Source organism: Micromonospora sp. AMSO31t (genome assembly GCF_008868175.1).
GTDB lineage: Bacteria > Actinomycetota > Actinomycetes > Mycobacteriales > Micromonosporaceae > Micromonospora.
This window is the reverse complement of record NZ_WBKT01000183.1, coordinates 1-11,401: the sequence shown is the minus strand read 5'-3', so window position 1 is coordinate 11,401 and position 11,401 is coordinate 1. Positions and strand designations below refer to the sequence as shown.

Sequence of the window (11,401 nt, the reverse complement as noted above, 5' to 3'; positions counted from 1 at the left end):
CTGAGCCGGTGCATACCGCGCCGGTGGCGGTGAGTGTGCAGGGCGCCCAGTCGCACATCGACCTGAACGACGAGCAGACCGCGAACGCCAAGGCGATCATCGCGGCGACGAAGAAGGCCGGCCTGCCCGAGCGGGCCGCGGTCATCTCGATCGCGACGAGCCTGCAGGAGTCGAAGCTGGAGAACCTCGGCCACCTCGGCGACGCCAATGACCACGACTCGCTGGGCCTGTTCCAGCAGCGCCCGACCAGTGGTTGGGGCACCCCGGAGCAGATCACCAACCCCGAGTACTCCACCCTCGCGTTCCTCAAGGGCCTCAAGCAGGTCGACGGCTGGGAGAGCATGCCGCTGACCGACGCCGCGCAGACCGTGCAGGTCTCGGCCTACCCGGACGCCTACGCCCAGTGGGAGCAGCAGGCCACCGACATCGTCGCCCAGCACTGGAACAGCTGACACAAGCGAGCTGGCCGGCACCCCGAACATCGGGGTGCCGGCCAGCGGCGTGTTCAGCCCACGTCGGCGACCAGCTCGACCTCGTACCCCTGGGTGTCGGACAGGTACGCGGCGTAGGTCTGCGGGCCGCCGGCGTGGGGGTGGCGGTCCGGGAAGAGCAGCGCCCACCCGTGGCCCGGCGCGGCGGCGACCAGCCGGTCCACGGCGGACGCCGGGCCGGCGTGGAAGGCCAGGTGGTTGAGGCCCGGCGCGCACCGGTCGTGCGTGCGCCCGGTGAGCGCCGGTGACTCCTCCAGGACCAGGTAGGTCGGGCCGAGCCGCCAGGACCGGCCGGCCGGCCAGTCCTGGTACGGCGTCCAGCCCAGCTCGCCGAGGAGCCAGCCCCAACTACGCCTGCCTGCGGCGAGATCGGGTACCCACACCTCCACGTGGTGCAGCGCCCCGACGGTCAGCGCTTGCCGCCCGGCACCCATACCACATCCCCGTCCGGATTTGCCGTTCTTGACAGGATAAAGAGCAGATCGGAGAGCCGGTTGAGATACTTTGCCGGGAGCGTGCTGGTCCGGTCCGGATCGTGCGCGACCAGCGCCCACCCCGCACGCTCGGCGCGCCGGGCGGTCGTCCGTGCCACGTGCAGCAGTGCCGCGCCAGCGGTGCCGCCGGGGAGGATGAAGGAGTCGAGCTTGCTCAGGCGCGCGTTGTACTCGTCGCACCAGCCCTCAAGGCGCTCCACGTACTCCTCGGTGACCCGCAGCGGCGGGTACTTCGGGTCCGGCTCCACCGGCGTCGCCAGGTCCGCGCCGACGTCGAACATGTCGTTCTGGATCGACTGCAGCACCGCCCGCAGCTCGTCGGGGAGCTGCCCGAGGGCGAGCGCGACGCCGATCGCGGCGTTGCACTCGTCCACGTCCGCGTACGCGGCGATCCGCGGATCGGTCTTCGGCACCTGCTCGTTGTTGTTCAGCCTGGTCATGCCGGCGTCGCCGGCCTTGGTGTAGATGCGCGTGAGGTGGACGGCCATGACGCACAGCCTACGGATCCCGGACCTGACCATCCCGGCGCGGCCGGCCCGCACGGCCTGGCCGGCCGGGGTGGGGCCGGGCGACGCCGGCGACCCGGCGGTCAACGACGTCGACGTCATCCGGGTGCCCGGTGAGGCTCGGCTGGCCGGCACCGTGCACGTGGTCGGGGCGAAGAACTCCGCGTTGAAGCTGATGGCGGCGGCGCTGCTCGCCCCGGGGCGGAGCGTGATCACCAACGTTCCCCGGATCACCGACATCGCCATCATGGGCGAGGTGCTGCGCCGGCTCGGGTGCGCCGTACGCTTCGCCGCCGACGACCCGGTCGACCCCATGGTGGCGCGCGGCGGGGTGGAACGGTCGCGGTCGGTGGTGATCGACGTGCCGGAACAGCCGAGCGCGGAGGCCGACTACGACCTGGTCCGCCGGCTGCGTGCGTCGATCTGCGTGCTCGGCCCGCTGCTGGCCCGCCGGGGGTACGTGCGGGTGGCACACCCGGGCGGGGACGCCATCGGCTCGCGCGGCCTGGACATGCACATCGCCGGGCTGTCCCGGATGGGGGCGGAGATCTCCGGCGAGCACGGCTTCGTCATCGCCGAGGCCCCGGACGGGCTGCACGGCGCGGACATCCTGCTGGACTTCCCGAGCGTCGGCGCCACCGAGAACCTGGTGATGGCGGCCGTGCTGGCCCGGGGCACCACGACGATCGACAACGCGGCGCGGGAGCCGGAGATCGTCGACATCTGCACCATGTTGAACCGGATGGGCGCCCGGATCGAGGGGGCCGGCACGTCGACCCTGCACATCGTCGGGGTGCCCGAGCTGCGCCCGGTGCGGCACGCCACGGTGGGGGACCGGATCGTCGCCGGGACGTGGGCGTTCGCGGCTGCCATGACCCGCGGCGACGTGACCGTGACCGGCGTCGACCCGGCCTACCTGGAGGTCGCGCTGGACAAGCTGGTCTCGGCCGGCGGCCTGGTGGAGACCCGGGGCGGGGCCTTCCGGGTACGCATGGACGACCGGCCGAAGGCCGTCGACGTGGTCACCCTGCCCTTTCCGGGCTTCGCCACCGATCTGCTGCCGATGGCGATCGGGTTGGCCGCGGTCAGCGACGGGGGCTCCCTGATCACCGAGAACATCTTCGACGGCCGGTTCATGTTCGCCAACGAGATGATGCGGCTCGGCGCGGACATCAAGACCGACGGCCATCACGCGCTGGTGTGCGGCCACGAGCGGCTCTCCGGCGCCCCGGTGCGCGCCACCGACATCCGGGCCGGGGCCGGCCTGATCATCGCCGGGCTGTGCGCCGACGGGATCACCGAGGTCTCGCACGTGCACCACGTCGACCGCGGCTACCCGGACTTCGTGGCGGACCTGCGGGCCCTCGGGGTCGAGGTGGAGCGCGGCACCGCCCCCGAGGAGCCCGACCTCGCCATCTGAGAGGGCCGCCTTAGCAGTCGTTCAGCCTCGCGGATTAGGGTGCTCGGAGACACTCATTCGCAGCGAGGGAGAAGCAGATGGCGGGTCGACTCGCGGTCGTCGGTGCCGGGTTGATGGGCTCGGGCATCGCCCAGGTGGCGGCGCAGGCGGGCTGGCAGGTGACGCTGCGCGACCTGGACGACGCGGCCGCCCGGCGGGGCGTCGACGGCATCCGGAAGTCGCTGCAGAAGTTCGCCGAGAAGGGGAAGATCGAGGCGTCCGGGGTCGAGGCGACCCTGGCGCGGATCACGCCGACCACCGAGCTGGAGGCGGCGGCCGACGCGGACATCGTCGTCGAGGCGGTCTTCGAGAAGATCGAGATCAAGCACGAGGTGTTCCGCGCGCTGGACAAGATCTGCAAGTCCGACGCGGTGCTGGCCACTAACACCTCGGCCATCCCGGTGACCCAGATCGCCACCGCCACCGAGCGCCCGGAGTCGGTCGTCGGCACCCACTTCTTCTCGCCGGTGCCCATGATGAAGCTCTGCGAGCTGGTCCGTGGCTACAAGACCAGCGACGCGGCCCTCGCCACGGCCAAGGCGTTCGCCGAGGAGATCGGCAAGACCGTCGTGGTCGTCAACCGGGACATCGCGGGCTTCGTCACCACCCGGCTGATCTGCGCCCTCGCCATGGAGGCGGTCAAGCTGGTCGAGTCCGGCGTGATCTCCGCCGAGGACCTGGACACGGCGTGCAAGCTGGGCTTCGGCCACGCCATGGGCCCGCTGGCCACTGTCGACCTGACCGGCGTGGACGTGCTGCTCAACGCCAGCAAGAACATCTACACCGACACCGCCGACGAGAAGTTCTTCCCGCCGGAGCTGCTGCAGCGCATGGCCACCGCGGGCGACCTGGGCCGGAAGACCGGCCAGGGCTTCTACAGCTACTGATCGCTGCGCCTGACGCCCCCGGCCGCTCCGGTCGGGGGCGTCACGCTTTCCGGGGCGGGGTGAGGGCCGCGCCGAGCAGGGCGAACGCGTCGGGGATGACGGTGCCCCAGTAGGCGAAGTTGTGCCGGCCGTCGGCCCAGGCGGCGCGTACCGGGGGTTCGGGCAGCGCCCGGGCGAGGGCGCGGACGTCCTTGAGGAAGTTGTCCTGCCGGCCGCACCAGAGGCCGACCGGGGTGCCGCGCAGCCGGTCCGCACCGGTGAAGACCGCGTCGCCCGGGCGCACGGCGGGGGAGAAGGCCGCGACCGCGCGCAGCCATTCCGGGTACGCCTCGGCGAGCAGCAACGCCCCGAACCCACCCATCGACCAGCCCCAGACGGCGAGCCGGCTGCTGTCGAAGCCGCGCCGGGCGCACCAGGTGGGCAGCTCCTCGCGGACCATCCGCTGCGGGTCGTCGTCGCCGGAGCGGCGCCAGGAGAGCCGCCCGCCGGTGGCCCCGGCCAGCGCGAAGGGTGGGGCGCCGCGGCGTACCGCCTCGGTGAGGAACCGGGCCAGCCCGAACCGGCCGTAGTCCCGGGGCGTGGCGGAGGCGCCGTGCAGCACGAGGCAGACGGGGAGGCCGCGGCCGTCGCCGTACCCCTCGGGCACGGCCGTCCAGAAGTCCACCTCGCGGGCGCGGGCCCCGGAGGCGATCCGGATCAGCCGCTCGTCCCCGGCCGGCACGTCCGGCACGGCGGGCCCCGGCCCGGGCCGGGGCTCGGCGAGCTGCCGGGCGGTGAGCCCGCCGACCACCGCGACGCCGGCCACGCCGGCAGCGGCGGTCAACAGCGTGCGCCGGGTCAGGATGTGCGCCATGCCGGCGAGTGTGCCACTCGCGGGTGACCGCCGGGGCGGCCGTCGTTCACCGGGCCGTTCTGGCCGGCCCCGACCTGTTCGGCTCGCCGGAGTCGCCACCGCCCGCGCGCGGCAGCCGGGCGGGTCCGGGTGCGGTCCGGCGCAGGCCGGGGGGTGAGCGCGACGGTGGCGGCCAACGCCACCGCGGCCACCAGCGCGACGGCACGGGACGGCGCGACGAGGTCCGCGGCCGCCCCCGCGAGCGCGGCGCACACCGCCTGCGCGGCCAGCATGCCGTTGCCGTGGAGGCCGAGCGCCTGGCCACGGGCCTCGGGCGGTGAGTGGGCGATCAGCCGCTCCTGCAACGGCAGTGTGGCGGCGTAGCCGACCGACGCGACAAGCGCGACGGCCATGGCCACCGGCAGCGGAGGCGACAGCAGGATGGCCAGGTACGGGACGGCGAGCAGCAGCCGCAGCGGGTGGATCCACCGCTCGCGGCGGGCCGGCGTCAGGAAGCGTCCCACCACCACGTCCCCGACCAGCATGCCGAGGGCGGCGGCGGCGAGCAGGAAGCCGGCGCGGTCGCCCGCGTACGGGACGAACAGCGCCTCGCAGCCGACGATCAGGCCGCCGGGCACCCAGAGGTTGAGGAGGAGCGACCGGCGACCGGGGTCGGCCCAGATGGTCCGGTTGACGAGGTGGGTGCGCGCGACCGTCACCCGCCCGCTGGCCCGGGCGGGACGCTCGGCGAGCCCGAACCAGCCCACCGCTGCGGACACCGCCCGCAGGGCCAGGGCGAGCAGGAACACCTGGTACGGGCTCAGCCAGACGAGCAGGACGCCGGCCAGCCCGAACCCGGCTATCTGCATGACGCCGACGCTGGTGTTCATCGTGGCCCGGGCCAGCACGTAGGCGTCGACGGGCACGATGTCGGTGAGCAGTGCCCAGCGGGCGCCACCGGCGACCGAGCCGACGTACGCGTTGACGAAGATGACCGCGAAGCGGGCCCACAGCGGCAGCCCGGGCACGGCCTGCAGCGCCGCTCCGGCGGTGGCCAGCAGGGCGGCGAGGGTCAGCGCCCGACGGGGCGGCACGCTGTCCGCGGCGGACAGCAACGTCAGACTGCCGAGGACCCCCGCCAGCGGCGCGCCGAACATGCTCAGCGCGGTGAGCAGGGCCGAGCTGGTCGCCGCGTAGGTCAACGCGCCCAGGGCCAGCGCCGACGTCGTGTGCGCCGCGATCCCGGCGCAGTTGGCCAGGAACAGGTTGCGGAACTCCCGGACCGCGAACAGTTCTGCGTAGGTTCTCACCCGGGCATGGTCCGTAGGCGCCCGGCGGATCCCATAGAGTTACGTCTGGAGGCGAAACGTGGGCGTCTGGCAGGTGCCACCCGACCTGGTCGCGCGGAGCCGGTTCACGGTCTCGCCGATGGCCGACACGGTCGGGGCGCTGAAGGCGCTCCTTTTCCCGCACGTCCCGTGGGAGCAGGCGTGGCGACGACCGCACGTCGACGCCTTCCGGGGGATGCTGGCCGCCCGGCCGGTGGCCCGGGCGCTGGTGTCGGCGTCGTTCAACCTCCGGTGGATCGCGGACTTCCTCACCATCGCGCCCGCCTCAGCGGACCCGACGTTCGCGGCGGAGCTGGCGGCCGTCGAGGGGTTGTCCGACGAGCGGATCCGGGCTGACCTGCGTGCCACCCGCCCGGGACCGCTCGCGGCCGAGCTGCTGGCGGACGGGCTCACCGGGCAGGTGGTGGAACTCCTCCAGTGGGTCTGGGCGCACACCGTCGCACCGGCGTGGCCGGAGCGGGAACGCCGGCTGCGGGCGGACATCGTGGCCCGCACCGCCGCCCTGAGCACCCACGGCTGGGCCGGGGCGCTGGTCGACATCAACCGCAACGTGCGGTGGCTGGGTGACGGTTGCCTCCAGGTCAACGACGACGCGGAGCCGCCGGTGTCGCTGCACGCGGCCGAGCAACTGGTCTTCCTGCCGGCCCACTGCCGCCGCGGCTGGGTGGTGTGGGACATGCCCACCCGGTTCGGCATGGTCTATCCGGCGCGCGGGATCCTCGTCGACCCCACCTCACCGGCGCCCGACGGTCTCGCCCGGCTGGTCGGCGCGAACCGGGCCGACATCCTGGCCCGGCTCGACGCGCCGCTGAGCACCTCGCAGCTCGTGGTGATGACCGGGCTGTCCCTCGGCACGGTGAGCGATCACCTGCGGGTGCTGCTCGACGCGGGCGCGGTCGGCAAGCGGCGGTCCGGCCGCGAGGTGCTCTACTGGCGTACGCCGCTCGGTGCCGCGCTCGTCGCCGGCGGGTGATCAGCCGTCGCGCTTGGTGGTCCAGCGGAAGGTGGTCAGGCAGAGCACCAGGCCGATCACGCACCAGAGGCCCAGGACCAGGGCGACGCGGCCCAGCTCGAACGAGCCGCCCGGTTCCTGCGCCCCGAAGCTGTCCGGCAGGAAGACCGACCGCAGCCCCTGGCACATCCACTTGAGCGGGAAGAGCGCGGCGACCTGCTGCATCCAGCTCGGCAGGCTGGTGAAGACGAAGAACACCCCGGAGATGAACTGGAGGACCAGGGCCACCGGGGTGACCACGGCCGAGCCGCTGCGGGCGGTGCGCGCCAGCGAGGAGATGGCGATGCCGCACAGGGTGCAGGCGGTGACGCCGAGGACGGCGACCCACCCGAAGGTGAGCCAGCGGGCGGCGGTGTCGGGCAGCGTCAGGTCGAACAGCGCCACCGACACGGCGAGCAGCAGCGCGGTCTCCGCGATGCCGATGGCCACCACCATGAGCACCTTGCCGGCGAACCACACCCACTTCGGCATCGGGGTGCCCCGGTAGCGCTTCAGCACACCCCGGTCCCGCTCGATGGGGATCCAGATGCCGAGGTTCTGGAAGCTGACAGTCATGAGGCCGGTCGCGATCATGCCGGTGATGAAGTACTGCGTGTAGCTGACGCCCGGCGCGATCTCGTCGCTGAAGATCGCCGCGAAGATCAGGATCATGATGACCGGGAAACCCATCGTGAAGACGACGGACTCCCGGGAGCGCAGGAACTGGGTGATCTCCAGCCGGCCCTGCCGCAGGGCGAGCGCGCCCCCGCCCGGCCGGCGGCCTCGGGCGGCGGCGACCGGGGCGGCCGGCTTCGTCGTGGTGGTCATCAGTGTCCGATCATCCGCAGGTAGACGTCTTCGAGGGTCGGCCGGGTCACCGTGAGGCCAGGGACCTCGCCGCCGAAGCGCGCGGCCAGCTCCGCCACCAGCGCCGTCGGCGTCGCGGTCTCCGCCAACTCCGGCGTCCCCTCGGGGGTACGCCAGGACACCGTCGCCAGCGCCTCCTGGCGGTTGCCCAGCCGGTTCGGCGGGGCCACCTCGACCACCCGGCCGGCGGCGATCACACCGACCCGGTCGGCGAGGGCCTCAGCCTCGTCCAGGTAGTGGGTGGTGAGCACGATGGTGGTGCCGGCGGCGGAGAGGTCCCGGATCAGGTCCCAGAACTCGCGCCGGGCCTCCGGGTCGAAGCCGGTGGTGGGTTCGTCGAGGAAGAGCAGCTCGGGGCGGCCGACGATGCCCAGCGCCACGTCGAGCCGGCGCTTCTGCCCGCCGGAGAGGGTGTGCGTGCGTGCCCGGGCCTTGGCGCCCAGCCCGACCCGCTCGATCACCTTCTCGGGGTCGTCGGCGTCGGGGTAGAAGCCGGCGAAGTGCCGGACCACCTCGGCGACGGTCAGCTCGTCGAACTCGCCGGTGCCCTGGAGCACGATGCCGACGCGGGAGCGCCAGCCCGAGTCCGGGTGGGCCGGGTCGGCGCCCAGCACCCGCACCTCGCCGGCGTCGCGCCGCCGGTAGCCCTCCAGGATCTCCACCGTGGTGGTCTTGCCCGCGCCGTTCGGGCCGAGCAGGGCGAACACCTCGCCGCGGTGGACGTCGAGGTCCACCCCCGCCACCGCGAGGTTGTCGCCGTACGCCTTGCGCAGCCCCCGTACGGAGATCGCGAGCTCGTCATCCATGACGTCCAGTGTGCGACTCCGGCCGGCCGGGCGGCGGCCCGGGGTGTGGTGGTGTCGCCCATGTCGCGCCGCTCGTGCCCGTCGGTCCGCTCCATGGACCTGTGTGGTTTTCCACAGCCCGTTTTACTGAACGGTAACTTAAACTCCGGCCATGGACGAGAAGGCTCCTTCGGGGCGGTTGCCGGAGCGCGACCGGCCCTGGGTGATGCGCACCTACGCCGGGCACTCCTCCGCCGCGGCCACCAACGCGCTCTTCCGCCGCAACCTGGCGAAGGGGCAGACCGGGCTGTCGGTCGCCTTCGACCTGCCCACCCAGACGGGCTACGACCCGGACCACGAGCTGGCCGCCGGCGAGGTGGGCCGGGTGGGCGTGCCCGTGGCGCACCTCGGCGACATGCGGGCCCTCTTCGAGGGCATCCCGCTCGGCGAGATGAACACCTCGATGACCATCAACGCGCCAGCCATGTGGCTGCTCGGCCTCTACGGCACGGTAGCCATGGAGCAGGGCTGGACCGCCGACATGCTGTCCGGCACCACACAGAACGACATCATCAAGGAGTACCTGTCCCGGGGGACCCACATCTTCCCTCCGGCGGCCTCACTCCGGCTCACCGCGGACGTCATCGCTCACACGCTGAAGACGATGCCGAAGTGGAACCCGGTGAACATCTGCTCCTACCACCTCCAGGAGGCCGGCGCGACGCCGGTGCAGGAGGTCGGCTTCGCCCTGGCCACCGCCGTCGCCGTGCTCGACACCGTGCGAGACTCCGGCCAGGTGCCCGCCAAGCGGATGGGCGACGTCGTCCAGCGGATCTCCTTCTTCGTCAACGCCGGCGTGCGCTTCGTCGAGGAGATCGCCAAGATGCGCGCGTTCGGCGCGCTCTGGGACGAGATCACCCGCGACCGGTACGGCGTCGAGAACCCGAAGCAGCGCCGCTTCCGCTACGGCGTCCAGGTCAACTCGCTGGGCCTCACCGAGGCGCAGCCGGAGAACAACATCCAGCGCATCGTGCTGGAGATGCTCGGCGTCACCCTCTCCCGTGACGCCCGCGCCCGCGCCGTGCAACTGCCCGCCTGGAACGAGGCGCTCGGCCTGCCCCGGCCCTGGGACCAGCAGTGGTCGCTGCGCATGCAGCAGGTGCTGGCGTACGAGTCGGACCTGCTGGAATATCCGGACCTGTTCGAGGGCTCGCACGTGATGACCGCGCTGGTCGACGACCTCGTCGCCGGGGCCCGGGTCGAGCTGGAGAAGGTGCTGGAGATGGGCGGCGTGGTGACCGCCGTGGAGACCGGCTACCTGAAGAGCGCCCTGGTCGCCTCGCTGGCCGACCGGCGCCGGCGGATGGAGGCCGGCACCGACGTGGTGGTCGGCGTCAACCGCTTCACCGAGACCGAGCCGTCGCCGCTGACCGCGGCCGGCGCCGAGGCCATCGAGCAGGTCGACCCCGCCGTCGAGGCGGCCGCCACCACCGCCGTACGCGAATGGCGGGCCGACCGGGACACGGCCGCCGTGGACGCGGCACTCGCCCGGCTGCGCGCGGACGCCGCGACCACCACGAACCTGATGCCGGCGACCCTGGAGTGCGTGCGGGCCGGCGTGACCACCGGCGAGTGGGCCGGCGCGCTGCGCCGGGTCTTCGGCGAGTACCGGGCGCCCACCGGCCTGTCCGGCGCGGCCGGCGCGGGCGGCGACGCCGGCCTGGGCGCGGTCCGGGAGCGGGTCGCCGCCACCGTCCGCGAACTGGGCAGCGGCCGGCTGCGGCTGCTCGTCGGCAAGCCCGGCCTGGACGGGCACTCCAACGGCGCCGAGCAGATCGCGGTACGCGCCCGCGACGCCGGCTTCGAGGTGGTCTACCAGGGCATCCGGCTGACCGCCGGGCAGATCGTGGCGGCCGCCGTGGAGGAGGACGTCGACCTCGTCGGCCTCTCGGTGCTGTCCGGATCGCACCTGGCCGCCGTGCCGGCCGTGCTGGACGGCCTGCGCGCCGCCGGGCGGGCAGACCTGCCCGTGGTGGTCGGCGGCATCATCCCGGCGGGCGACGCGGACGCGCTCCGGGCCGCCGGGGTGGCCCGCGTGTTCACCCCGAAGGACTTCGCGCTGACCGGCATCATCGACGACCTGGTCACCGTGATCCGCGAGTCCAACGGCCTGTCCTGAGGCACGCCGGCCGGTCAGCGGCTCGCGTAGGTCTGGCAGTCGGCCATGTCCATCTCGGGGCCGACGGTGATCGCGGGGGCGTGACACTCCAGGTCGGAGTTGTGCCGGCAGTCCGCGCGCTGGCAGGCGCCGACCTGGGCGATCAGCTGCTCGACGCCGCCGCGCACCGGCAGCTCGATGAAGGTGTGGCAGTGCGCGTGGTCGCTGCTGCCGATCGTGATGGCGAACGCGTGGCAGTCGTTCGTGTGGTTGTAGGCGCAGGACCTGACGGCGCACTCCTGGACCCGGGGCATCTCCATCGACGCGGTCATCTCTCCGGCCCTCCTCTGGACGTCTGTCCCGAACGTAGGCGTTCGTCCGGGTCCTCACCCCTCGGTCCAGGCCCGGGTCATGCGGTCGGGTGCTCCCGCGGCCGTCGCGCCGCCCCAGCGGAGGCAGGTGCTCCACCACCGCCTTTGCTCTGCAGCCCTTTACGCAGCGCCCGCGGTGGGGAGGTGTTGCGTCCGTGGCTGCAGAGCAAAGGGGGCGGGCCGGTGGACCGTTGGCTGCGTGGGGTGGATG

The 11,401-nt window shown here is 73.0% G+C and carries 12 protein-coding genes; 5 read left to right on the top strand and 7 right to left on the bottom strand.

The window, feature by feature from the left end; genetic code table 11:
• A partial coding sequence (locus F8274_RS26920; RefSeq protein WP_151465163.1) for a hypothetical protein occupies positions 1 to 452 on the top strand: 452 nt, incomplete at its 5' end.
• Between the two features lie 53 nt (positions 453 to 505).
• On the opposite strand, the gene F8274_RS26915 is transcribed toward F8274_RS26920, so the two are convergent.
• Positions 506 to 925, bottom strand: a complete 420-nt coding sequence (locus F8274_RS26915) for a VOC family protein (RefSeq protein WP_151465162.1) — start codon at positions 923 to 925, stop codon at positions 506 to 508.
• A complete protein-coding gene (locus tag F8274_RS26910; protein ID WP_151465161.1) occupies positions 901 to 1,473 on the bottom strand; it encodes a cob(I)yrinic acid a,c-diamide adenosyltransferase in 573 nt (190 codons plus the stop codon). Before F8274_RS26910 ends, F8274_RS26915 begins: the two co-directional genes overlap by 25 nt.
• On the opposite strand from F8274_RS26910, the gene murA reads away from it, so the two are divergent.
• Positions 1,472 to 2,911, top strand: a complete 1,440-nt coding sequence (gene murA, locus F8274_RS26905) for a UDP-N-acetylglucosamine 1-carboxyvinyltransferase (RefSeq protein WP_151465160.1) — start codon at positions 1,472 to 1,474, stop codon at positions 2,909 to 2,911. The two genes, F8274_RS26910 and murA, sit on opposite strands and share 2 nt — an antisense overlap.
• Positions 2,912 to 2,988: 77 nt before the next feature.
• On the top strand, positions 2,989 to 3,837 hold the full coding sequence (locus tag F8274_RS26900; protein ID WP_151465159.1) for a 3-hydroxyacyl-CoA dehydrogenase family protein: 849 nt from the start codon (positions 2,989 to 2,991) through the stop codon (positions 3,835 to 3,837).
• 40 nt (positions 3,838 to 3,877) lie between these two features.
• Here the strand turns inward: F8274_RS26900 and F8274_RS26895 are convergent, their stop codons facing one another.
• Together F8274_RS26895 and F8274_RS26890 are read right to left on the bottom strand one after the other, a co-directional pair.
• Positions 3,878 to 4,690 carry an alpha/beta hydrolase family protein gene (locus F8274_RS26895; protein WP_151465158.1) on the bottom strand — a complete coding sequence of 271 codons (813 nt, stop codon included), beginning with the start codon at positions 4,688 to 4,690 and terminating at the stop codon, positions 3,878 to 3,880.
• Positions 4,675 to 5,979 carry an MFS transporter gene (locus F8274_RS26890; RefSeq protein ID WP_151465157.1) on the bottom strand — a complete coding sequence of 435 codons (1,305 nt, stop codon included), beginning with the start codon at positions 5,977 to 5,979 and terminating at the stop codon, positions 4,675 to 4,677. Before F8274_RS26890 ends, F8274_RS26895 begins: the two co-directional genes overlap by 16 nt.
• A gap of 58 nt (positions 5,980 to 6,037) precedes the next feature.
• On the opposite strand from F8274_RS26890, the gene F8274_RS26885 reads away from it, so the two are divergent.
• The gene (locus F8274_RS26885; RefSeq protein WP_151465156.1) at positions 6,038 to 6,991 is read left to right on the top strand and encodes a helix-turn-helix transcriptional regulator; all 954 of its coding nucleotides are present in this window, start codon (positions 6,038 to 6,040) and stop codon (positions 6,989 to 6,991) included.
• On the opposite strand, the gene F8274_RS26880 is transcribed toward F8274_RS26885, so the two are convergent.
• Positions 6,992 to 7,837 carry an ABC transporter permease gene (locus F8274_RS26880; RefSeq protein WP_151465155.1) on the bottom strand — a complete coding sequence of 282 codons (846 nt, stop codon included), beginning with the start codon at positions 7,835 to 7,837 and terminating at the stop codon, positions 6,992 to 6,994. It lies immediately after the preceding gene.
• Complete coding sequence (locus F8274_RS26875; RefSeq protein WP_151465154.1) at positions 7,837 to 8,682, bottom strand: ABC transporter ATP-binding protein; 846 nt, start codon at positions 8,680 to 8,682, stop codon at positions 7,837 to 7,839. The genes F8274_RS26880 and F8274_RS26875 overlap by 1 nt, the downstream gene beginning before the upstream one ends.
• 151 nt (positions 8,683 to 8,833) lie before the next feature.
• On the opposite strand from F8274_RS26875, the gene F8274_RS26870 reads away from it, so the two are divergent.
• Positions 8,834 to 10,840, top strand: coding sequence for a protein meaA (locus F8274_RS26870; protein WP_151465153.1), 2,007 nt, complete (start codon positions 8,834 to 8,836; stop codon positions 10,838 to 10,840).
• Positions 10,841 to 10,854: 14 nt separating this feature from the next.
• Here F8274_RS26870 and F8274_RS26865 read toward each other — a convergent pair whose 3' ends face one another.
• Positions 10,855 to 11,151, bottom strand: coding sequence for a DUF1540 domain-containing protein (locus tag F8274_RS26865; protein WP_151465152.1), 297 nt, complete (start codon positions 11,149 to 11,151; stop codon positions 10,855 to 10,857).
• Positions 11,152 to 11,401 lie beyond the last annotated feature (250 nt).